The sequence below is a fragment of the Neomegalonema perideroedes DSM 15528 genome, from assembly GCF_000374145.1.
Lineage (GTDB): Bacteria > Pseudomonadota > Alphaproteobacteria > Rhodobacterales > Rhodobacteraceae > Neomegalonema > Neomegalonema perideroedes.
The window spans coordinates 57584-79749 of record NZ_KB893653.1; the positions used below are offsets into that span (position 1 = coordinate 57584).

Annotated in this window: 22 protein-coding genes and 1 tRNA gene; 11 read left to right on the forward strand and 12 right to left on the reverse strand. The window is 68.4% G+C overall.

The window, feature by feature from the left end:
- Nucleotides 1-59 precede the first annotated feature (59 nt).
- The gene (locus B161_RS0100215) at nt 60-620 is read left to right on the forward strand and encodes a gamma-glutamylcyclotransferase (RefSeq protein WP_018631329.1); all 561 of its coding nucleotides are present in this window, start codon (nt 60-62) and stop codon (nt 618-620) included.
- A gap of 24 nt (nt 621-644) precedes the next feature.
- Here B161_RS0100215 and B161_RS0100220 read toward each other — a convergent pair whose 3' ends face one another.
- From B161_RS0100220 to B161_RS18395, 5 genes are all read right to left on the reverse strand, one after another.
- The gene (locus B161_RS0100220; protein WP_018631330.1) at nt 645-1226 is read right to left on the reverse strand and encodes a DUF998 domain-containing protein; all 582 of its coding nucleotides are present in this window, start codon (nt 1224-1226) and stop codon (nt 645-647) included.
- A gap of 195 nt (nt 1227-1421) precedes the next feature.
- Nucleotides 1422-1949: a transcription antitermination factor NusB gene (nusB, locus tag B161_RS0100225; RefSeq protein ID WP_018631331.1), complete on the reverse strand. Its 528-nt coding sequence runs from the start codon at nt 1947-1949 to the stop codon at nt 1422-1424.
- Nucleotides 1942-2499 carry a 6,7-dimethyl-8-ribityllumazine synthase gene (locus B161_RS0100230; protein ID WP_018631332.1) on the reverse strand — a complete coding sequence of 186 codons (558 nt, stop codon included), beginning with the start codon at nt 2497-2499 and terminating at the stop codon, nt 1942-1944. Before B161_RS0100230 ends, nusB begins: the two co-directional genes overlap by 8 nt.
- A 3-nt stretch (nt 2500-2502) precedes the next feature.
- On the reverse strand, nt 2503-3117 hold the full coding sequence (locus B161_RS0100235) for a riboflavin synthase (protein ID WP_018631333.1): 615 nt from the start codon (nt 3115-3117) through the stop codon (nt 2503-2505).
- A 48-nt stretch (nt 3118-3165) separates the two neighbouring features.
- The gene (locus tag B161_RS18395; RefSeq protein WP_018631334.1) at nt 3166-3978 is read right to left on the reverse strand and encodes an SseB family protein; all 813 of its coding nucleotides are present in this window, start codon (nt 3976-3978) and stop codon (nt 3166-3168) included.
- Nucleotides 3979-4308: 330 nt separating this feature from the next.
- Between B161_RS18395 and pyk the strand changes: the two genes are divergently transcribed.
- Nucleotides 4309-5736, forward strand: coding sequence for a pyruvate kinase (gene pyk / locus B161_RS0100245; protein ID WP_018631335.1), 1428 nt, complete (start codon nt 4309-4311; stop codon nt 5734-5736).
- Nucleotides 5737-5763: 27 nt separating this feature from the next.
- Here the strand turns inward: pyk and B161_RS0100250 are convergent, their stop codons facing one another.
- The 3 genes from B161_RS0100250 to B161_RS0100260 form a co-directional block, all read right to left on the reverse strand.
- Nucleotides 5764-6606: an EamA family transporter gene (locus B161_RS0100250; protein WP_018631336.1), complete on the reverse strand. Its 843-nt coding sequence runs from the start codon at nt 6604-6606 to the stop codon at nt 5764-5766.
- A gap of 99 nt (nt 6607-6705) precedes the next feature.
- Nucleotides 6706-8946: a DNA topoisomerase IV subunit A gene (gene parC, locus B161_RS0100255; protein WP_018631337.1), complete on the reverse strand. Its 2241-nt coding sequence runs from the start codon at nt 8944-8946 to the stop codon at nt 6706-6708.
- 59 nt (nt 8947-9005) lie between these two features.
- On the reverse strand, nt 9006-10025 hold the full coding sequence (locus B161_RS0100260) for an AbrB family transcriptional regulator (RefSeq protein ID WP_018631338.1): 1020 nt from the start codon (nt 10023-10025) through the stop codon (nt 9006-9008).
- Between the two features lie 176 nt (nt 10026-10201).
- On the opposite strand from B161_RS0100260, the gene truA reads away from it, so the two are divergent.
- Together truA and B161_RS0100270 are read left to right on the forward strand one after the other, a co-directional pair.
- Nucleotides 10202-10957 carry a tRNA pseudouridine(38-40) synthase TruA gene (gene truA / locus B161_RS0100265; protein ID WP_018631339.1) on the forward strand — a complete coding sequence of 252 codons (756 nt, stop codon included), beginning with the start codon at nt 10202-10204 and terminating at the stop codon, nt 10955-10957.
- A 275-nt stretch (nt 10958-11232) separates the two neighbouring features.
- A complete protein-coding gene (locus B161_RS0100270) occupies nt 11233-12150 on the forward strand; it encodes a transferrin-binding protein-like solute binding protein (RefSeq protein ID WP_018631340.1) in 918 nt (305 codons plus the stop codon).
- Between the two features lie 19 nt (nt 12151-12169).
- Here the strand turns inward: B161_RS0100270 and B161_RS0100275 are convergent, their stop codons facing one another.
- The 3 genes from B161_RS0100275 to B161_RS0100285 are packed head-to-tail and all read right to left on the reverse strand — an operon-like array spanning nt 12170 to nt 14267.
- Entirely contained in the window at nt 12170-12643 is a 474-nt protein-coding gene (locus B161_RS0100275) for a hypothetical protein (RefSeq protein WP_018631341.1), read from the reverse strand.
- On the reverse strand, nt 12640-13467 hold the full coding sequence (locus B161_RS16035; protein ID WP_018631342.1) for a lysophospholipid acyltransferase family protein: 828 nt from the start codon (nt 13465-13467) through the stop codon (nt 12640-12642). The genes B161_RS0100275 and B161_RS16035 overlap by 4 nt, the downstream gene beginning before the upstream one ends.
- A complete protein-coding gene (locus tag B161_RS0100285) occupies nt 13464-14267 on the reverse strand; it encodes a GNAT family N-acetyltransferase (RefSeq protein WP_018631343.1) in 804 nt (267 codons plus the stop codon). Before B161_RS0100285 ends, B161_RS16035 begins: the two co-directional genes overlap by 4 nt.
- A gap of 245 nt (nt 14268-14512) precedes the next feature.
- On the opposite strand from B161_RS0100285, the gene B161_RS0100290 reads away from it, so the two are divergent.
- The 4 genes from B161_RS0100290 (at nt 14513) to B161_RS0100305 (ending at nt 17878) form a co-directional block, all read left to right on the forward strand.
- Nucleotides 14513-14587, forward strand: a tRNA-Asn gene (locus tag B161_RS0100290).
- Nucleotides 14588-14961: 374 nt separating this feature from the next.
- A complete protein-coding gene (locus B161_RS0100295; RefSeq protein ID WP_018631344.1) occupies nt 14962-15840 on the forward strand; it encodes a 3-hydroxybutyryl-CoA dehydrogenase in 879 nt (292 codons plus the stop codon).
- 110 nt (nt 15841-15950) lie between these two features.
- Nucleotides 15951-16826, forward strand: coding sequence for a class I SAM-dependent methyltransferase (locus B161_RS16040; RefSeq protein ID WP_018631345.1), 876 nt, complete (start codon nt 15951-15953; stop codon nt 16824-16826).
- Nucleotides 16827-16900: 74 nt separating this feature from the next.
- Nucleotides 16901-17878 (forward strand): chorismate mutase, encoded by a 978-nt coding sequence (locus B161_RS0100305; RefSeq protein WP_018631346.1) that lies wholly within the window; start codon nt 16901-16903, stop codon nt 17876-17878.
- Here the strand turns inward: B161_RS0100305 and B161_RS0100310 are convergent.
- On the reverse strand, nt 17845-18090 hold the full coding sequence (locus B161_RS0100310) for a hypothetical protein (protein WP_018631347.1): 246 nt from the start codon (nt 18088-18090) through the stop codon (nt 17845-17847). The genes B161_RS0100305 and B161_RS0100310 overlap by 34 nt on opposite strands.
- 246 nt (nt 18091-18336) lie before the next feature.
- Here B161_RS0100310 and B161_RS0100315 point away from each other — a divergent pair, with 246 nt between their 5' ends.
- From B161_RS0100315 to B161_RS0100325, 3 genes are all read left to right on the forward strand, one after another.
- Nucleotides 18337-19137: a 3-hydroxybutyrate dehydrogenase gene (locus tag B161_RS0100315; RefSeq protein ID WP_018631348.1), complete on the forward strand. Its 801-nt coding sequence runs from the start codon at nt 18337-18339 to the stop codon at nt 19135-19137.
- Nucleotides 19134-20168 (forward strand): patatin-like phospholipase family protein, encoded by a 1035-nt coding sequence (locus tag B161_RS0100320; protein ID WP_018631349.1) that lies wholly within the window; start codon nt 19134-19136, stop codon nt 20166-20168. The genes B161_RS0100315 and B161_RS0100320 overlap by 4 nt, the downstream gene beginning before the upstream one ends.
- 76 nt (nt 20169-20244) lie before the next feature.
- Nucleotides 20245-22161, forward strand: a complete 1917-nt coding sequence (locus B161_RS0100325) for a potassium transporter Kup (RefSeq protein ID WP_018631350.1) — start codon at nt 20245-20247, stop codon at nt 22159-22161.
- Nucleotides 22162-22166 lie beyond the last annotated feature (5 nt).

Below are 22166 nucleotides of genomic sequence, written 5' to 3' on the forward strand. Positions count from 1 at the left end.
ACACTCGGGCCCTATATAGAGCTTCCCCATGCGCATGAGAAGGCGAGGAGCGAGGAAATATGGCGCCGCAAAAGGATCTCTGGGTCTTCGGCTATGGTTCTTTGATGTGGAATCCCGATTTTCCCTATGTCGAGCGGCGCCCGGCCCTGCTGGAGGGCTGCGCCCGAAGGTTCGCCTTATGGTCCACAGAATACCGCGGCACGGCGGAGCGTCCGGGGCTGGTGCTGACGCTGGAGCCCGCGCAGGACGCGACCTGCCGGGGCGTGGCTTTCCGGATCGCGCCCGCCGCCGTGGAGGAGACTCTCGCGGGGCTGCGGGCGCGCGAGCTGGTGACCGGAGCTTATGAAGAGGCCTGGCGGCCCGTCCGGCTGCTCGACGAGGCGGGGGGCGCGGCGGAGGCGGTCTGCTATCTGGCGCGCTTAGGCCATCCGCAGCACGCCGGGGGCCTGAGCCTCGCGGATCAGGCGGCGATCATCGCCCGCGCCCAAGGCAAGCGCGGCCCCAATCCGGATTATCTCTTCAGCACGCTGGAGGCTCTGCGCGCCGAGGGCGTGCGCGACGAGGAGATGGAGGATCTCGGCGCGCGGGTCGCGGGGCTGCTGAAGAACGGCGCCTTTTGATCATTCGGCTGATCATCCGGCTGATCATCCGGCCATGGCGAAGGCGAAGATCCCCAGCCAGAGCAGGACCGAGAGCAGGAAAATCCTTTCGACCAGCCCGAAGATCCGGCGCAGCGCCGGAATCAGGCAGATCACGACTCCCGCCAGAGAAGCCGCGACGACCCAGCCCAAGCCGTTCAACACAGGCCGCGCCCATGCCGCCGCCAAGCTCGCGGCGGAAGGCGACAGGGCGTCCACGGCCATATAGGCCAGCGCGAAGCTCGCGACGGCGAAGAGATAATGCGCCTTTCCGCTCCGCGTGAGGCGCTCGCCCTCCAGATCGGTCGGGAAGGCCAGAACCCCGAGCCTCAGGGCCGCCATGGCCAGAAGATAAAGCCAGCCCTGCGCGGGGAAGCGTCCATCCGCGAGCAGCGCCCCGGCGAGCACGGCCGCCGCCGCGATTCCCGCCGCTCCGTAAAGGGCGAAGAGCCGCCTGCTCGGCCCGACGCCGTAATCGCTCACCGCCTCGGAGACGGGATCGCGCCCGCCCCGCAGATGCAGCCGCGCGAACAGAGCCAATTGGGCCAGATAGGCCGCTCCGGCGAGAAAAAAGAGAAGCTGCGTCATGACGCGCCCCTGTGAGGAAGACGCCGAAAGACTTCAGACGGGAACGCCCCTCCGGCGCCGGATCAGGAACCGCTCCCTTCCGGCGAAAGACCGCCGGGGTCCGGGCGTTCTCCGGTCAGGCCGGAGCGCCGAAGCCTTCAGGAACATAGGAAGCGGCGCAGGCCCGCGCATCCGGCGGGCCGCTCGGATCTCCGCTCAGAACTCGCCGGGGCGCAATTGACGCGCGAGGCCGTCCAGAACGCCGTTGGCGAAGCGGGATTCCTCGCCTTGGTCGAAGAAGGCGCGCGCCACGTCCACATATTCCACGATGGCCGCGCGGGCGGGCACGTCGGCGCGGGCGGTCAGCTCATAGGCCGCCCCCCGGAAGACCGCCCGCAAAATCGGGTCGATCCGCGCGATGGGCCATTCCTTCGCCAGAACGCCGTCGATGAGGCGATCCAGCTCGCCCTGACGCTCCACCACTCCACGCAGGATCTCGCGGAAGAGCCCGAGATCCGGCATGCGGTATTCGGCCTCGTCGACCACCCGCCCGAGGCGATGGGCCTCGAATTCGAGCTGGGCCGAGCGCCAGCCCATGCCGGTCATCTCCATCTGATAAAGCGCCTGCACCGCGCCGAGGCGCGCCGCCGAGCGCATCAGGCGCTTTTCCTGATGGCCGGGCTTTTGCGGGCGTTTCTCCTCGGGGACCGGAGTTTCCGAGGATTCGGGAATCGGATCAGCCATGTCGGCCCGCTCCCGCAGAGGCCACGACGATATGCTCGGAATCCGGCGCGAAGCTGGATTTGCGCGTTCCGGCCGTCTCCGGCGCGCCCCAATGCGTCCGCAGCGCGATGAGCGCCAGAGCCGCGTCGGCGGCGCCCGCGCCCTTGTTCATCTTCTCGGGATTGGCGCGCTTGAGCGCCTGTTTGCGGGTCTCGACGGTGAGGATTCCATTGCCCACGGCCTGACCCTTCAGAGTCAGATCCATCAGCCCGCGCGCGGATTCCGCGCAGACGGTCTCATAATGGGTGGTCTCGCCGCGAATGACGCAGCCGAGCCCGACATAGCCGTCATAGCGCCCCGATCCGACCGCCAGAGCCACGGCGCCCGGAATCTCCAGAGCCCCCGGCACCTCGACGAGATCGGCGGCGACTCCGGCCTCCTTGAGGCGGGCCTTGGCGCCTGCGATCAGGAAATCGGCGATGTCGCGGTAGAAGGGCGCGACGACGAGCAGAACCCGCGTTCCGGCGGGGACCTGCGGCGGCGGGCCGACGGGGGCCTCGGATTCGGCCATGGCTCAAACTCCTTCGAGAGCGGCGTCTTTGAGACGCGCCACGTAACGGGCGAGAAGATCGATTTCAAGATTCACGGGCAGGCCCGGCGTCAATTCGCCGAAGCTGGTCGCCGCCAGAGTATGCGGAATGAGATTCACCTCGAACTCCGCGCCCTGCACGGCGTTGACCGTCAGAGAGGCGCCGTCCACGGCCACCGAGCCCTTTTCGGCGATGAAGCGCGCGAGGCTCTTCGGCGCGCGGAAACGCACGCGCGTCGAATCCCGCTGCGGCGCGACCGAAACCACCTCGCCGACGCCGTCCACATGGCCCGAAACCACATGGCCGCCGAATTCGTCGCCGAGCCGCAAAGGCCGCTCCAGATTGACCCGCCGCCCCGGACGCCAAAGCCCGAGCGTGGTCTTATCCAGCGTCTCCTTCGAAACGTCGGCGTCGAAGCTCCAGCCTTCGCCCTCGCGGCGCTTGGCGGTGACGGTCAGGCAGACCCCCGCGCAGGCGATGGAGGCGCCCGAAGGCGCGTCCTCAAGATCGAGCTTGGTCCGCAGGCGCACCCGCAGACCCGCGCCCTGAGGCTCCAGAGCCAGCACCTCGCCCAGATCGGTCACGATCCCTGTGAACATCGCCGCGCCTCCTTCGCCTCAGACAAGCCCGCCCAGAATTCAACCCCCTCAGTTGAGGGAGCCGAAATCGATGATCGGCAGGCGCAAACCCACATTGCGCGCTTTCTCCAGCAATTCCGAGCCCGGATGAAGGATCGTCACCTCCAGAGGCTCGGCGATGGAGAAGGAAGAGCGCGCCGTCTTGGCCAGAGCCGCCGCCACTTCGTCGGCGCGATGGGCGCCGAGCGCCGTCGGCGCCAGAGCCAGAACCAGCCGGCTGGTTTCGCGGCCGTCCGCGCCCTCGACGAAGAGCCGGAAGAGCGTCGCCTCCTCGATCTCGGCGCGGAAGCCCGCCAGCCGCGAGGTCAGAGCCGCCACCGCCTCGCGGGGGGCCTCGGTCGGGGGCTCGACGCGCAGGCTGGCGCCTGCGGGCACCTCCTCGGTCTGGGTGGCTTCGAGCGCGCGCTCATGGAGCCACTCCACATTCTCGCGCGTGATGATCAGCGAGGAGGGCGCGACGCCCAGATTCAAGCCGACCTGCTCGCGCCCGTCGAACATCTCGAAGATCGCGGCGCCGGGCAGCCCGACGTAGTTCACCGGCTCGGTGGCCCATTCCGCGAGGCGCTCCTCGCTGTCGAAGACGAGGATGGTCTCTTCGTCCTCGACCTCGAAGACGATGGGCGAAATGGATTGTCCGCCGGTCAGCGTCTCTTCGGGCTCGTCATGGATGGGCATGAAGAGCGTGGTCGCCATCAGCTCGTCGAAGAAGCGGGGCGAGGCCTCGGGATTGCGCTGCGCCTCCAGAAAGGCGGCGTCGAGCGTGCTGTGGGCGCGCGGAGCGGCCCCGTTTCGGGCGGAGTTCTTGGCTTTGGCGTCGGTCATGGGCGTTCTTTCTCGGCGCGGGCTCGGCGCGGGCTCGGCGCGGGTCTGGTCCTGCGGGCGCGACTTCCTCATGACGTCCCCCGCCCCGGCTGTAAAGATCCAAATGGCCGCAAGAGCGCCCGGCGAAAAGGCCCGCGGCCCCGGCGGCGGCGGCGCTTCGCCCCGCCTGCGGAGCCTCGAGGTTCGATTCTTCCGCACGAGGACGCAGAAAGCAAGAATCGGCCCATCCGCTCTTGAGACAAAGCGCTTTGGCTGAGCTATAGAGCCTAAAGGGGGCTCTGCGGGGGTTCGGCCCCCCCACCCCTTTCAGCTGGCCGCCAGGAGGGTTCGATGAGGCGTCGACGCAACGTGAAGATCTTGGCCACGCTTGGCCCCTCCTCCTCCGATTACGATCAGATCCGCGCCTTGTTCCTCGCAGGCGCCGACGTCTTCCGGCTCAACATGAGCCACGGCTCCCATGAGGACCACCGCGCCCGCATGGGGCACATCCGCGCTCTGGAGGCCGAAACCGGACGGCCCATCGGGGTGCTGGCCGATCTTCAGGGCCCCAAGCTGCGCGTGGGCGTGTTTCAGGACGGCGCCGCCGAGCTGAAGGAGGGCGACGCCTTCCGGCTGGATCTCGACGAGGCCCCCGGCGACGCCCATCGCGCGCCTCTGCCCCATCCCGAGATCTTCGCGGCCCTGCGGCCCGGCTCGACTCTGCTCGTCAACGACGGCAAGATCCGCCTGAAGATCGAATCCTGCGGCGCCGATTTCGCCGAAACCCGCGTCGAGGTGGGCGGCGTGATCTCCAACCGCAAGGGCGTCAACGTGCCCGACGTGGTGCTGCCGCTCGCCGCCCTGACCCGCAAGGACAAGCAGGATCTCGAATTCGCCTGCGAAATCGGCGCCGACTGGATCGCCCTCTCCTTCGTCCAGCGCCCCGAGGACGTGCGCGAGGCCAAGGAGCTGGTCGCCGGACGCGCGCTCGTCATGGCCAAGATCGAAAAGCCCGCCGCGGTGAAGGATCTCGAATCCATCCTCAAGATGGCCGACGGCGTGATGGTGGCGCGCGGCGATCTCGGGGTGGAGATGCCCCTCGCGCAGGTGCCCACCACGCAAAAACGCATCGTGCGGCTGGCGCGCAGCCTCGGACGTCCGGTGGTGGTCGCCACCCAGATGCTCGAAAGCATGATCGAGGCCCCCACCCCCACCCGCGCCGAAGTCTCGGACGTGGCCAACGCCGTCTTCGAGGGCGCGGACGCGGTGATGCTCTCGGCGGAATCGGCGGCCGGGCATTATCCCGTCGAGGCCGTGGCCGTGATGAACGACGTGGCCGTGACCGTCGAGCAGGATCCGCTGCATCGTCAGGTGGTCGAGGCCGCCCGGGGCGCCGCCGCCGCCACCACCGCCGCCGCCATGACCGCCGCCGCCCGGCAGGTGGCCGAGACGACTCAGCTCGCGGCCATCTGCTGCTTCAGCCATTCGGGGACCAGCGCCATGGCCGCCGCCCGCGAGCGGCCGCGCGTGCCGATCCTCGCGCTGACGCCGCTGCTCTCGACCTCGCGCAAGCTGACGCTCGTCTGGGGCCTGCATTGCGTGAAGGTGCCCGAGGTGCAGATGTTCGGCGAGGCCGTCGCGGAGGCGGTGCGGGCCGTGCGGGCGCATGAATTCGCCGGAGACGAGGATAAGATCGCGATCATCGCGGGCGTGCCCTTCGGACGCGCGGGCTCCACCAACATCCTGCGCGTGGCCAACGTCGGCGGCCCGACGCTGTGAAGAGGCTCTGACGAATTCCGGCGCGGCTCATCCCAGCCGCGCCAGAACCACCCCGCAGAGGATCGTCAGCGCCGCGACGAGGCGCGCCCGCGTCGGAGGCTCGCGCAGGATCGCCGCCGAGATCAACGCCGCGAAGAGGACGCTCGTCTCGCGCAGAGCCGCCACCAGCGCGATGGGCGAGACCGTCGCCGCCCAGATGGCGATGGAATAGGCCCCCATCGACATGACGCCGCCGACCCATTCGGGCCAACCCGTCCGGGTCAGCCGCCGCCACCCCTCGGCGCCGCGCAGAATCCGCAAGGCCGCGAACATCGCGACGCCGTCGCAGAAGAAGAGCCAGAGCGCATAGGCCCGAGGATCGCCGCTCGCGCGGGCGCCCATGCCGTCGAGGATGGTGTAGCCCATGATCCAGACCGCCGTGATCAGCGCCGCCCCCACGGCGCCTTTCTCCGTCTGCACCAGACTCCGCCCGCCCCGCAGCGACATCAGCGCGATGCCCGCCGCCAGAATCCCCACGCCCGCGAAGGCGAGCGGAGACAAGGGCTCGCCGAGGGCGGCCATGGCGCAGGCCGTCAGCAGAGGCGCGGCGCCCCGGGCGATGGGATAGACCTGCCCCATGTCGCCCAGCTGATAGGCCCGCGCGAGAAAGAGCTTATAGCCCGTATGGGCCACGAGCGAACCCGCCAGCCAAGGCCATGCGGCGGGCGAAAGCCCTCCCACGAAGGGCAGAGCCGCCGCCGAGATCGCGCCCGCCGCGACGGTCAGGGCGGCGATGGAGAAAAAGCGGTCGGCGTTGGTTTTGACGATGGCGTTCCAGCCCGCATGGAGCGCGGCGGCGCAAAGCACCGCCAGAAAAGCCGCCGTGGTCATGGATCGCCCTCATGCGGAGAGGCGCCCCTCCGGCCCTTTCAAGAGCCGGAGCGGACGCCCAGAAGCCCGCCCCCGCGCGCCGGAGCCGCGCCGGAGGCTTCAGCCGAATTTATTGTCTCTGGGGAAGCCGCGCGGGGCGATGCTCCCCGCCGCGCCGCGATTCCCGAGCCAGGCCGCCAAATCCGGCTCATGGCGCCGCCTTCCGCCGCCTTCGGTCCAGCTCAGGCCCTCGGCGAGGTTCAGCGTGCGGATGTCCGAAAGCTCGGCGCCCTTATAGCGTTGCAGCGTCACGCCCTTGCCGCGGGTCATCTCCGGGACTTGCTCCAGCGGAAAGACCGTCAGCTTGCGGTTCGTGCCGACCGCCGCCGCGTGATCGCCCTCCACCGCCGCGCAGACCTTCGCCTGAGCGCCCGCCTCCGGCGTCAGCACCTGACGCCCCGCGCGGGTCTGGGCGAGCATGTTCGCCTCCAGAGCCACGAAGCCGCGCCCGTCCGAAGAGGCGAGCAGGCGCTTGCCCTCGGGGCGCGGGACGAACAAGGCCACGATCTCGTCCTCGTTCGCCAGATCCGCCATGAGCCGCACCGGCTCGCCGAGGCTGCGCCCGCCCGGCAGCTTATCCGCCGCGAGGGCGTAAGCCTTGCCGCTGGCCGCGAAGGCGATCAGGGTGTCCGTGGTTTCGGCGTGGAGGCGGAAGGCTTCTTTATCGCCGTCGCGGTGCTTGGCCTCGAAATCGGCGGCGAGATGGCCTTTCATCGCGCGGATCCAGCCCTTTTCCGAGAGGATCACCGTCACCGGCTCGCGCTCGATGAAGGCCTCGATGGGCGGCGCCGCGACTTTCGGCGCCTCGGCGATTTCGGTGCGGCGGGCGCCGCCTTTGGCCGTGGGGCCGAAACGGCGCTTGGTCTCGCGGATCTCGGCGGCGAGGCGGGCGTTCTGCTTGGCGGGGCTGTCCACGAGGGCGGAAAGCTCCTCATTCTCCTTGAGCAGCGCCGCGCGCTCATTGCGGAGCTCCATCTCCTCCAGCTTGCGCAGAGAACGCAGGCGCATGTTCAGGATGGCCTCGGCCTGAGTCTCGGTCAGACCGAATTCGGCGACCATCAGCGGCTTGGGCTCCTCCTCGCCGCGCAGGATCTCGATCAGACGGTCGAGATTCAGATAGGCGATCAGAAAGCCCTCGACCAGCTCCAGCCGCGTCCTCAGCTTGTTCAGACGATGATTGGAACGCCGGAGCAGCACCTCGCGCCGATGATCGAGGAAGGCTTGCAGCACCTCGTTCAGCGCCATGACGCGAGGCGTGCGGCGGGAATCGAGGACGTTCATGTTGAGCGGGAAGCGCGTCTCCAGATCCGTCTGTTTGAAGAGCGCCTCCATGAGGGCCTCCGGCGCGACGGCGCGGGATTTCGGCTCCAGAACGATGCGGACGTCCTCGGCGGATTCGTCGCGCATATCGGCCAGAAGCGGCGATTTCTTATCCTCGATCAGCGAGGCCAGCCGCTCGATGAGCTTCTCTTTCTGAATCTGATAAGGGATTTCGGTGACGATGATCCGCCATTGCCCCCGCCCGAGATCCTCGGTGCGCCAGCGCGCCCGCAGACGGAATCCGCCGCGTCCGGTGCGATAGGCCTCGCGGATGGCGGCGGCGGGCTCGACGAGAACGCCGCCGGTCGGGAAATCCGGCCCCGGAATCAGGGCGATCAAGTCGTCCAAAGGCGTCTTCGGATTCTTCAGCAGGATCTGAAGCGCGTCGCAGAGCTCGCCCGCGTTATGCGGCGGCACGCTGGCCGCCATGCCCACCGCGATGCCGCTCGCGCCGTTGGCCAGCAGATTGGGAAAGGCCGCGGGCATGACCTCCGGCTCGCTTTCGGAGCCGTCATAGGTCGGGCGCATGTCGGCGCCGTCCTCTTCGAGCCCCTCCATGAGCGCCGCGCCGACCTCGGTCAGACGGGCTTCGGTGTAGCGCTGGGCGGCGGCGCTGTCGCCGTCGATATTGCCGAAATTGCCTTGGCCGTCGACCAGCGGATAGCGCGTGGAGAAATCCTGCGCGAGCCGCACCATGGCGTCATAAACCGAGGCCTCGCCGTGAGGGTGGTATTTGCCGATCACGTCGCCGACCACGCGGGCCGATTTCTTATAACCCAGCGAAGGATCGAGCTTCAACTGACGCATGGCGTAGAGAACGCGCCGATGCACCGGCTTGAGCCCGTCGCGCACGTCCGGCAGCGCGCGATGGGTGATGGTCGAAATGGCGTAGGCCAGATAGCGCGACCCAAGGGCTCGGGTCAGCGGCTCGTCGAAGATGCGGCCTTCGTCGGCGGACGAGGAGTCGGAAGATTGGGTCATGAAGCCTTCCTAGCCGGAGGCGCGGCGGCGCGCAAGAGACAAGAACGTAAAAAGAACTATCAGCGTTTCAGCCAGAAAGGCGCCGTCAGCGACAAGGCGAGAATCCGGGCGATGTGATGCGACCCGACGTAAGCCGCCTCGAAGCCCATGGTCAGGCCGATCACCGCCATGGCCTCGGCGCCGCCCGGCGCGAAGGCGAGGGCCGCCTGCGCGAAGGGCACGCCCGAAGCCCATGAAGCCAAAGCCGCCCCGATTCCGCCGACCGCCAGCAGCAGGACCACCAGAGCCGCCGCCGCTCCGAAGGCCGCGCGCAGCTCCGCCCGCGTCACGCCGAGGAAGCGCGCTCCGATCAGCGCCCCGACCACCACATAGGCGGGCGCGGCGAACCAGACCGAGGGCCGCCCATGGACCACGCCCGTCAGATGCAGCGTCATGCTGGCCAGAAGGCCGCCGATCACATAGCCCGCAGGCGTCTTGATCCGGGTCAGCAGCCAGCCGCAGAGCCCGCCCGCGGCGAAGACCAGCGCCAGTTCGAAGGGATCTCTGAGAATCTCCGGCGCGGGCAAAGCCGCAGGCGGCGGCAAAGCGGCGTCGAGCGCGACGGGCAGAAAGGCCACCAGCACGATCAGCCGCAGAGTCTGGAGCAAAGCCACCCGCCCGACGTCGCATCCGGGCGTCGAGAGGGCCGTGGCCATCACCGCCGAGAGCGCTCCCGGCGCCGAGGCCAAACGCGCCGTATTGGCGTCATAGCCGAAGCCTTGGCGCAAAAGCCGCGCGCCCAAGACCATCATGGCGACCACCGCCGCCGCCAGAATGACGAAGCTCGCGGGCCAGCGCGCGGCCTCCTGAAGCGTCCCCTCGTCCACGCTGGAGCCGAGCATCACGCCGAGAGTCAGAAAAGCCGCGTCGCGCAGCCCATTGGGCGGATTGGGATCATGCCCGAGGCCCGCCAGAACCAACGAGGCCGCCGTCGCGCCGAGCAGCCAGCCCGCCGGAAGCCCCAAGGACTCCGCCAGAGCGCCCCCCGCCAAAGCCGCGGCCAGCAAAGCCGCCAAACGCATGAGCGCCCGCGCCGTCATGACTTCATCTCCTTCGCGCGGCTTGTCCCGCCCGCCTCAGGCGGCCTTCATGCGCCCGCGAAGCCCCCCGCGTCTAGGGGGAGAGGCCGCTTTGCGCAGGCCCGCCCTTGCGGTCCCGGCGCCGAGAGGCCAAAAGGCCCCGGTCCCTTTCCGCCCGATCCGCTTTCGGAGGCCCCATGCCGCGCTTCAAACTCATCGTGGAATATTCCGGCGCGCCCTTCGCGGGCTGGCAGCGTCAGGCGAACGCCCCGAGCGTGCAGCAGACTCTCGAGGAGGCCCTCCGCAAGCTGGAGCCCGAAGCGCCCCCGGTCATCGCCGCCGGACGCACCGACACGGGCGTCCACGCCATGGGGCAGGCGGTCCATTGCGATCTTGAAAAGGACTGGGATCCCTTCCGCCTGACCGAAGCTCTGAACAATCATCTCCGGCATGATCCCGTGGCGATTCTGGCGGCGCGGGTCGTGGATTTCGGCTTCAACGCCCGGTTTTCGGCTCTGGAGCGGCTTTACCGCTATAAGATCGTGAACCGCCGCGCGCCTCTGACCTTCGCCAAGGGGCTGGCCTGGCGGGTGAAGGCGCCCTTCGACCTCGCGGCCATGGCGGAGGGCGCGGCCCATCTGCTCGGACGCCATGACTTCACCACCTTCCGCTCCTCGCAATGTCAGGCGGATTCGCCTTTGCGGACGCTCGACGAATTCGCGGTGCGTGCGACGCCCGAAGGCTGCGAGATCACCGCCCGCGCCCGCAGCTTCCTGCATCATCAGGTGCGCTCGATGGTGGGGAGTCTGGCGCTGGTCGGCTCGGGGCGCTGGGCGCCTGCCGAGATGCGCCGCATCCTCGAAGCCCGCGACCGCGCCGCCTGCGGGCCTCTCGCGCCCTCCGAGGGGCTTTATCTGGAGGCCGTGCGCTATCCGCCTCCTTGGGCGGACTAAAGCGTTTTCCAGCGAAGCCGCGACCAATTCAAAACTGAGAGCGTTTGAAGGACCCCGCCTGATCTGAAAGCGCTCTCAGCCGGCCGACCGTCCCCTTTTGGGGCGGATATTTCCGGAAAACCTCTGGAAACCATGATTTTTGGAACAAATCCGCGTTCAAACCTTGAGCCTAAGCCTCAATTCCTGAGGATTCCGCGCGCAAATCCCGTCATGGCGCGGTCCTTGCTCTCCGAAGGTGAAGATTTCAACCTTCACCCGCCGGCTCGGAGAGCGATATGGGACAATCCGCCTTCCTGCGAATCCTCGCCGCGCTTGCGGCCCCGACCCTTCTGGCGGCCTGCGGCGGCGGTGGAGGCGGAGGGTCCGGCGCCTCCTCCTTCGCCTCGACTCCCGCCATTTTCTCGGCGGCGCCGGGCAAGGTCGTCGCGCAGGGCTTCGGCCGAGATTTCGCCGTTCAGGACGACGAGACGGCGAAAATCGCCCGGATGTCGGATTTCTCCGCCGTCTCCGCCGTCGAGCTGAGCCTCACGCGCAATGCGGCGGGCGCGGTCTCGGAGATCGCTCTGACGACCCCGCATCTCTCCACCGCCTGGAGCAAGGACGACAAGCAGCTCTCCGTGGACGACGGCCTGCTCGTCGGCTACCAGAGCAAGGCGGGCCGCACGCTGGCCGCCGTGATCGCCGCGCCGGATCAGGCGGGCTTCGAGCATCAGACCTTCGGCTTCTGGTATGACGTGGACGCCTCCTCCGGTCTGAACCGCTTCGGCGCGGTCAGCGTCGGGCAGGAGACCGCCGCCGCCGATCTGCCGAAATCCGGCAAGGCGACCTTCCTCGGCGAGGCCGTGGGCATGCGCGTCGTCGGAGGCGATTCCCCCGATTTCCAAATCCTGCGCGCCAAAGCCCGGCTTGAGGCGGATTTCGCCGGCCGCACCGCCAGCTTCCGCACCACGGAAAGCTCGGTCGGCCGCGACGCGGCGGGCGCAACGATCTTCGACGAATCCCTGAATATGAGCGGCGCCCTGAGCGCGGCGGCGGACGGCCGCCTCTCGGGCCGGGTCGAGACGACGGGCGGTCTGGCCGGAAGCCTCGACGCGCGATTCTACGGCCCCGGCGCGACGGAGGTCGGCGGAATCTTCTCGCTGAACGGGGGTTCGGAAAGCCTCTCAGGCGGCTTCGGCGCGCGCAGGGAGTGAGCCCCCCGCAAAGGGCGGCTCACTCGGAGGGCCGCCCGAAGAAGCCCGGCGCCATGAAGTCCAGCGGCGTGGAGGCGTAGCGCGCGCGCCAGGGAATATCTGTGACGACGCAGGAGGCCGGACGGCTGGCGAAGCCCGCATCCGCGCCGTGATCGGCGAGGAAGCTCAGATCCAGCAGCATCCAGGAGCCGCCGATCCCCACCCGCGCGCCGCGCAGCAGATTCCCCACATAGGCGTCGATTCCCAGCTCCGGCCCGTCCGGCCCCGGAACCGTGGCGTAGGCGCCGCAGAAAGAGACCTTGCCGCCGTCCTCCCGCGCCCGCAGCGCGAGCGTGGTGACCGAGCCGCCCTTCCATTCCCCCGGATAAAGCGCGTAGCCCGGCCCGAGGCTCTCGCCGGAGGTCGGGCGCGACGTGGCGCAGCCCGCCAGCAGAACGCTCCCGAGCAAGCCGCAGGCGAAAATCCTCGTCGAGACGCTCCGGGCGGAGATCATAGGGCGGCGCTCCTCACCTGCGCCTCGCAAAAGGCGGCCATGCGTTTGCGATCCGGGATCTCGGTCGGGTCGACGGGGGAATGGAAGGTCACGGTCAGCCTCCCCCCCTTCGAGCGCGCCAGCACGGCGCCGGCCGAGTCTCCAAAACTCAGATCGTCATAATAGCCGTAAAACCGCCGGGGCAAATGCGCAGGCGGGGTATATTTCAGCGAAACCGGCTGAGCCTTGGCGCCGGTGGCCTGAAAGATCGCGAAGAGCGTGGTTTTGAAGGGCAGCACGACGAGTCCGTCGCTGCTGGTGCCCTCGGGGAAGAAGCAGAGCAGATCCCCCTCGCGGATCCGCTTGACGAGCCGGGCCTCATGCTCGCGGGCCTGAGCCGGGCGGCGGTCGATGAATTCGGCGTCGGCGATGCGCGCGATGAAGCCCACCACCGGCCAATGCGCCACCTCGGATTTCGAGACGAAATGCGCGGGCGCCGCCGCCGCCAGAGCCAGAATGTCGATCCATGAGACGTGGTTCGCCACCAGAGCCCCCGGCTCCTTCATGGGCGCGCCGCGAATCTCCAGCTTCACGCCGAGGATCCAGACGAGGATGCGCCCCCAGATCCCCGCCATCCAGCGATCCGGCTGACGCCCCGGCCAAAGCCGCGCCAGCAGATAGACCGGCACCAGAATCGCCGTGACGGCCAGAATCAGCGCCCCCCGCCGCACCGCCCGCAGCTTCTCGCGCAGCGTCGGCGGCGGCAGAGGATCGGGCGGCGCGAAACGCCGCTTGAACGGCTCCGGCGCAGGCGGAGCGGGAGTCGCGGAAGGCGTTTGGGTCATCCCAGCAGCCGGTCCAGATGCTCCGGGCTCTGGCGGGAGTAGAAATTCCGGTAGCGATTGGCGATCTGGCTGGTCTCCACGACGAAGCAGACGTCCACCGTGTTGAAGGCGTGGTCCACATAAGCGCCGTCGCCGACCAGCCCGCCCGCCCGCAGATAGCCCTTGATGAGCGTCGGCATGGCCTTCACCGCCGCGACGGGGTCCACTTGGTCGGGCGGCAGAATGTCCATGGCGACGTAATGGCGCGCCCAGGACCGCGGACGCAGATCCGGCGGCGCCAATTTGCGCTGATGCAGATAGCTCAGCGGCTCGGCGATGGCCTGAGGATCCGAGCCGTGGAAGCTCGCGCAGCCCGCCAAAAGCCCGATGTCGTGCATGTCGATGTATTGCGCCAGCCCCATCCAGAGCAGCTGCATCGCCGAGCCCCCGCGATAGGGCTTGGCCACGCAGGAGCGCCCCATCTCCAGCACTTCGCGGGGATAGGAATCAAGCGGGCTGAGGTCGAATTCATTGGCCGAGTAGAATCCCGGCCCCTTGCGCGCCACGGAGCCCCGCAGCAGACGATAAACGCCCACCACCTTGTCCAAGGGGTCTTCATGGACCGCTTCTTCGTCGATGAGGATGAGATGCTCGCAGAAGGGGTCGAAGGAATCGGCCTCCAAGCGCGCGGCGTGATTCTCCGCCGAGGTCTCCGCGCCCAGCTCTTCGACGAAGACGGCGTAGCGCAGGCGCTGCGCCGAGCGCAGATCCTCTTCGCTGTCCGCGAGCCGCAACAGAAACCGGCCGACCTTGATTCGCATGCGTCCTCCGTCCAAGGATCAGGCGCGGGGACTGTAGAGCCCCCGAACAGGAAGCGCAACGCGGCAAGGAAGTCTTGAGGATTCGCAAAGGGCGTGGCCCGGAAGCGGGAGGCGGCCCGATCCCTCCTCGGAAATCCGCCTGAAGCGCGGCGCAAAAGACGCTGAGCGACGAACCGCCCCAAGTTGACGCAAAATCTTCTGGACGACGGCGAAAGCTCCGCGCTATAAGCCCGCCACGGCGCTGATCGGGAGTAGCTCAGCGGTAGAGCAGGCGGCTGTTAACCGCCTGGCCGGGGGTTCGAATCCCTCCTCCCGAGCCATTTTCCTCAAGGCTCGCGCGCCGGTCCCCCAACATACGCGAAACGTCGTTCCGGATCAGGCCGCCTCCGGCTTCCGGGCCACGCCCTGACCCAAGCGCGCCCGGATCGCGCGGCCTCCTTGGGGCCTCTCTCCGGCTGGACGGCCTCTCCGCGGGCCCCATGTTCGGCCGGGCGAGGATCACGCCGCGCAGGCGAAGACATCCGGATCAAGGCGCGCCGGACGGAGGCTTCCGCGGCGGATTCCGCGGCGGGCTCTCCCCTCGCCTGCGCCCCCTCGGCGCTTGCGCGTGCGGGCCGCCGCTTCTAGTTTGGCCTCGTCATTTCGCAGGGACATGAGCGCCCGCCTCCGGGCGCGGCTTGAGGGGGAGCGGGCGATGCAGGACGTCAAAACCGTCGGCGTGATCGGGGCTGGGCAAATGGGCAACGGCATCGCCCATGTCTTCGCCCTCTCAGGGCGCGAGGTCGGGCTCTACGACCTCAAGCCGGAGGCGATTCAGGCCGCGCTGGCCGTCATCGACCGCAATCTGGAGCGCCAGTTGCGCAAGGGCTCCATCTCCGAGGCCGACAAGGCCGCCGCTCTGGCGCGGATCAGGCCCGTTTCGGCCCTCTCCGAGCTGGGCGCCATGGATCTGGTGATCGAGGCGGCTTCCGAGGTCGAGGCGGTCAAGAACAGGATCTTCGAGGAATTGCGCCCCCATGTGAAGGAGAACGCGATCCTCGCCTCCAACACCTCCTCGATCTCGATCACGCGGCTCGGCGCGGTGAGCGGCCATCCCGAGCGCTTCATGGGCGTGCATTTCATGAATCCGCCGCCGGTGATGAAGCTGGTGGAGCTGATCCGCGGCATCGGCACCGACGAAGCCGTGTTCAACCAGATCCGCGACCTCATCGTGAGCATCGGCAAGGTGCCCGCCCTCGCCGAGGATTTCCCGGCCTTCATCGTGAACCGCCTGCTGATTCCGATGATCAACGAAGCCGTCTACACGCTTTACGAGCGCGTCGGCGGCGTGGAATCCATCGACACGGCGATGAAGTTCGGCGCCAACCACCCCATGGGCCCGCTGGAGCTGGCCGACTTCATCGGGCTGGACACCTGCCTCGCCATCATGAACGTGCTCTACGAAGGGCTCTCGGACAGCAAATACCGCCCCTGCCCGCTGCTGGTGAAATACGTCGAAGCCGGATGGCTCGGGCGCAAAGCCGGGCGCGGCTTCTACGACTACCGCGGCGAAAAGCCCGTCCCGACGCGCTGAATCCCGCGCTCCGCGCCCTTCATGGCCTTCGCCGGCGCGATGAGCTATGATTTGGCCTCAGGATCGGCCGCGGCCTCGCGAGAAGGGCCGCGGAGGAGTGAGGAGGAGCCGTGCGGCTGGACGTTCTGCAATTGCGGGAGTTTTACGAAACCCAGCTCGGCGCGATGACTCAGCGCCACGCGCAGGGCGTCCTGCGCGCGCTCTGGCCGAATCTGAAGGGCCAGAGCCTCGCCGGATACGGCTATCCCCTCCCCTTTCTGCGGCCCTTCCTGCACCAGAGCCAAGGCGGCGCCGAGCGCGTCGCGGCGCTGATGCCCGCCCATCAGGGCGCGGTCCATTGGCCGCGCGAGGGCGGGAATCTCTGCGTCCTCGTCGAGGAGGGCGGCTGGCCCTTCTCCAACGGCTTCTTCGACCGCATCCTGCTGGCCCATGCGCTGGAGCTTTGCGAGAATCCCACCGCCCTGCTCGGCGAGGTCTGGCGGTCGCTGGCGCCGGGCGGGCGGCTGATCGCGGTGGTCTCCAACCGCACGGGGCTCTGGGCGCGGCGCGAGACCACCCCCTTCGCCTTCGGACGCCCCTTCAGCGCCGAGCAGCTCGAAGGGCTGCTCCTCGAAGCCGGATTCACCCCCCATCGCCGCGCCGCCGCGCTTTACGCGCCGCCGAGCCACCGGAGATTCTGGCTGCGGGCCTCCTCGACGCTGGAGCGGGCGGGCGCGCGGATCGGCGCCGAGCGTCTGGCGGGGCTGCGGATCGTCGAGGCGGTGAAGGAGATCTACGCCCTGCCGCGCGGAGGCGCCAAGGAAGCCGCCGCCGCGCCTTGGCGCTGGCGCCCCGCGACGGCCCAGAGACCAGGGTTGGGGCCGGGTCTGGCGGCGGCCTCCGAACCCTCTCCGGAGGGCGGCCCCGAGTCGGGAGCGGCCCCCGGCGCGGCTCCGGGCGCGGCGCGGCTGAAGAGCGCGCAGGAAGGGCCGCTGAAGGGCTCCTAAACGGGAAACCGGTTTCGTTTTCGCGGGAAATCTTCTAAGTCCAAGGCGAGGCGAGCGCGGAGGGAGCAAGCATCATGAGAACGCCGGAGGCGGATTCGGCCATGGCCGCGGTTCGGGCGCAGATCGACGCCGTCGACGACCGGATTCTCGCAGCCATTCAGGAGCGCGCCCGACTCGTCGAGCAGGTCCGCGCGCTGAAGGCGGCGCAAGCCGCGAGTCAGACCGCCCGCGAACAGGCCGCCCGCGAACAGGCCGCCCGCGAAAGCGAGAACCCGACGGCTCTCCAGAACGGCGCCGCGCCCCCCTCCACGCCCCCCTCCACGCCTCTGCGGCCCGCCCGCGAAGCGCAGATCCTGCGCCGGATCGCGCGGCTCTCCAGCTCGCCCATGCCTTTCGGCGGAACGGCGGCCATCTGGCATGAGCTGATCGCCAGCTCCGTGGTCATGCAGGGCGGGCTGACGGTCTCCGTCTACGCCCCCGGCGAAGGCCCCGAGCGCGATCGCGTCTGGAAGGCCGCCCGCACCCGCTTCGGCGCTCTGACGCCTCTGACGGGGCGTTCCTCGGCGGGGCGGATGATTCAGGATCTGCAAGGCCCCGAGCCTGCGGCGGGCGTGGCGCCGGGCGATCTCTCGCCGGATTCCCACGGCGAAGTCTGGTGGCGGGCCTGCCTCGATTCGAGCCCCCTCGCGCCGAAGATCCTCGCCGCCCTGCCCTTCGCGCCCGAAGCCGGCGAGGGAATCGACGCCTGGCTCCTCGCCGCCGCGCCTCTGGAGCCGAGCGGCGACGACGTGACCCTCTTCGGCCTCAGAACCGGCGCGCCGATCAGCCGCGCTCAGATCTCGGCGCGCCTCGCGCGGGCGACGGAGGCCCTCGGAATCGAGGCGCGTCTGGCGGCCCTCGTCCCGGACGCCCTGCTCATCGCCTGCGAGGGCGCCCACGCCGATCCTCATTCGCCCGTCAAGGCGGCTCTGGCCGAAGCCTTCGACATCGATCCTCAGGATCTGACGACGGCGGGGCTTTACGCCCGCCCGCTGCCGCCGCCCGGCGGCTGATCGCGCCGGGACCGCTCGCGGCAGGAGGCGCAAGGCTCGTCGGGCGCCTTATAAGCCCCGCAATGAGGGCAGGCCTCCAGATCCTCCGCCTGAAGGCGCGGACGCGGCGCGGCCGGGTCCTCAGCTCTGGGCGGCGCAGGCGCGAAGGCCCGGCGCAGCAGAATCCAAAGTCCGAAAGCCGCCAGCCCCAGCGTCAGGATCTTCATCAGCACCGCGTTTCTCCTTCGGATTTTCGCGCAGTTTGTCATGAAACCGCGACGGGAATCATCCGGAAAACGCTTCACGATCGCGGGCGCATCCGCAGAGAGGGCGCCCGGAGCGCGGGCGCCTCCGCGCTTTGGGGGCTGACCGCGCCGGATTCCAAGCCTATATTCCGCCCGTCATTCCGCATCGCAACATCCCAGCTTCCTCCGGCCGGGCGGAGCGCCCCGAGGAGAGAGCCTTCCGAGGAGATCCAAATGGGCGAACTTTCCGGCAAAACCGCCGTCGTGACCGGCTCCACCAGCGGCATCGGCCTCGGCATCGCGAAGGTTCTGGCCGCGCGCGGGGCGAATCTGGTTCTGAACTCCTTCTCCGACACGGAGGCCGACCACGCCGTCGCCGCCGAGGTCGCCAAGCTCGCCACGGGGGGCGCCCGCGCCCTCTATGTGCAGGCCGACATGTCCGACCCCGAGGCCTGCGCGAATCTGATCCGCAAGGCCGAAGCCGAATTCGGCGCCGTCGACATCCTCGTCAACAACGCGGGCGTGCAATTCGTCTCGCCGGTCGAGGATTTTCCGGTCGCGAAGTGGAATCAGATCATCGCGATCAATCTGTCTTCGGCCTTCCACACCGCCCGCGCCGCCATCCCCGGCATGAAGAAGCGCAATTGGGGCCGCATCGTCAACATCGCCTCGGCCCATGGCCTGACCGCCTCGCCTTATAAATCGGCCTATGTCGCGGCCAAACACGGCGTGGTCGGCCTGAGCAAGACCATCGCCCTCGAATTCGCCGAGGAGAAGATCAAGGCCACCTGCAACGCCATCTGCCCCGGCTATGTCTGGACGCCCCTCGTCGCGGGCCAGCTCGAGGACCAGATGAAGGCCCATGGCATGACGAAAGAGGAAGTCCTCGAAAAGATCATGCTCGCGCGCCAGCCCTCGCGGGAGTTCGCCACCGTCGAGCAGCTCGGCGGGACGACCGCCTTCCTCTGCTCCGAGGACGCCGCCCAGATCACCGGAACCACCATCTCCGTCGACGGCGGCTGGACCGCTCTGTGAGCCGCCCCGCTCTGGCTTTGGGGCTCCAAGGGGGAGGCGCGCATGGCGCCTTCACCTGGGGCGCGCTCGATCGTCTTCTCGAAGAGGAGGATCTGGAGATCTCCGCCCTGACCGGAACCAGCGCGGGGGCGATGAACGCCGCCGTGCTGCGCGCCGGATGGGGCGAAGGCGGGCGCAAAGAGGCGCGGCGTCGGCTCAGCGCCTTCTGGCGGCGCGTGGCGGAGCGGAGTCTGGCGATTCCGCCCGCTCTCTGGGACGCCGCCTGCGCCGGGATCAAGCCGCCGGTGGAGACCATCCGCAATTTCTATGAGACCAACCCCTTCTACGTGGGGCTCGGGTTTCTGCAGAATCACGTCTCGCCCTATAAGCTCAACCCGCTGAATCTGGATCCTCTGCGCTCGGTGCTGCTGGAGTTCGTCACCGACGAATCCTTGCAGGCGGGCGAGGGTCCGGCGGTCTTCGTCAACGCGACTCATGTGAAAAGCGCCAAAGGCCGCATCTTCCGCCGCGAGACTCTGACCGTGGACGCCATTCTGGCCTCGGCTTGTCTGCCGCAGATGTTCCAAGGCGTGGTGATCGACGGCGAAACCTATTGGGACGGCGGATATACGGGAAATCCGGCGCTCTGGCCGATCACCTACGACACCCGCAGCTCGGATCTGATGATCATCCGGCTGGAGCCCGATCTGCGCGAGCATCTGCCCAAAAGCGCCGGAGAAATCTCCGACCGCGTGAGCGAAATCAGCTTCGGCGCGGCTCTGCGGGCCGAGATCCGGGCCATAGACTTCGTGGCGCGGCTGGTGGATTCGGGAAACCTCGCGCAAGGCCGCTGGCGCAAGCTGCGGCTGCATGAGATCAGCGACGATCTTCTGATGCGCGGACTCGGGCCGACGACCAAGATTTTCCCAGATTGGCGCGTGCTCGAAACCCTCCGCGACGCCGGGCGCAGACAGGCCGATTCATGGCTGAAAACGCATAAGGCTCAAATCGGCGTGGAGTCGACTCTGGACGTTCGGCGCGTGTTCCTCTAACCTCGCGCGCCGCGGGCCGTTTTCGGCCGAGGCCCGTCGCCGCTTTCCTGCGGCGGGCCTTCCGGCGGATGGGTCCATGTCTTCGCCTTCTCCCGAATCCGCCGCTCCCGCCCCCAAAGACGGCGGCTCCCCTCATCATAAGCCCGGCTTCTGGATTCTGACGCTCGGGGCTTTGGGCGTGGTCTACGGCGACGTGGGCACCAGCCCGCTTTACGCCTTCAAACAGGCGCTGATCGCCGCAGGCCCCCATTCCGGGCCTGAAGGAATCTTCGGCGTGCTCTCGCTGATCGTCTGGACGCTCACGATCATCATCACCCTGAAGACGGTCTTCATCCTGCTGCGCGCCGACAACGAAGGCGAGGGCGGCACGCTCTCGCTGGTGGCTCTGGCGCAGAAGGCGGGGGGCAAATGGCGGATCATCGCGATTTTCCTCGGGATGATCGGCGCGGGGCTCTTCTTCGGCGACGCGGTGCTGACTCCGGCGGTTTCGGTGCTTTCGGCGCTGGAGGGCCTGACGGTGCTGATTCCCTCGGCTCAGCCGGCGGTTCTGCCGCTGGCGATCCTGATTCTGGCGGGGCTCTTCTTCGCCCAAAGCCGCGGCACGGCCAAAGTGGCGAAGCTCTTCGGGCCGATCATGCTGGTTTGGTTCGCGGTTCTGGGGCTGATGGGGCTGGTCCGCATCTTCGCGCATCCCGAGGTGGTTCAGGCGCTGAATCCCATGTGGGGGCTGCGGCTGCTGCTGGAGGGCGAAGGCCGGACTCTGGCGATCCTCGGAGCGGTGTTCCTCGCCGCCACCGGCGCGGAGGCCCTTTACGCCGATCTCGGCCATTTCGGACGCGCGCCCATCCGGGCGGCGTGGCTCGGCTTCGCCTATCCGGCTCTGGTGCTGAACTATCTTGGCCAAGGCGCCTTGGTGATCGCCGATCCGGCGGCGGCGGCCAATCCCTTCTTCAGCCTCTTTCCGAGCTGGCTGCTGCCTTTCGGGCTGATTCTGGCGACTCTGGCGACGATCATCGCCAGTCAGGCGGTGATCACCGGCGCCTTCTCCTACGCCAGCCAAGCGGTGCGCATGGGGCTTTTGCCGCGTCTGCGCATCCTCCACACCTCCGAGGAGCACGCCGGACAAATCTACATGCCCCATATCAACGCGATCATGTTCGCGCTGGTGATCGCGCTGGTGCTGAGCTTCCGGACCTCCTCCTCTCTGGCGGGGGCCTATGGCGTGGCGGTGGCGGGCGAGATGGTCCTCACCGGCCTGCTGGCCGGTCTGGTCGCCTGGCGGGTCTGGAAATGGCCGCTCTTGGCGGGGGCGGCGCTCATGGCGCCTTTCCTCGTCGTGGATCTCGCCTTCCTGACCGCCAATCTGCGCAAGCTCGGGGAAGGCGGCTATGCGCCGCTTCTGGTGGCGGCGGGCGTGTTCTTCACCATGCAGAGCTGGCGGCTCGGGGCTCAGGCGGTGGCGGCCAAATCGCGCAAGAACGAAATCCCCATCGACGCCCTTTTGCGCAGCCTCAAGCTGAAGCCGCCGCATCGGGTGGCGGGGGCGGCGGTCTTCCTGACCTCGGAGCCCGCCACGGCGCCCATGGCGCTCATGCATACGCTGAAGCATTTCCGCGCCCTGCATGAGCAGGTGGCCATTCTGACCATCCGCACCGCCCCGACGCCCCGCCTCTCCGATTCCCAGCGCGCCCGGCTGGAGCCCATCGACGAGGAGATGGGCTTTTACCATCTGACCCTCGAATTCGGCTATATGGAGACGCCCAACGTGCCGCGCGCCCTGCTGCTGGAGCGCAAGCACGGCTGGAAGCCCGACATCATGCAGACCTCTTTCTTCCTCTCGCGGCGGAGCCTGCGGGTGATGGAGAAAGGGACTCTGCCGCGCTGGCGGGCGCGGGCCTACGCCTTCATGTCCGAGAACGCCAGCGACGCCAGCACCTATTTCAAGCTCCCCGCCGACCGGGTGGTCGAGGTGGGCGCCCAAATCCAGCTTTAGAGGCC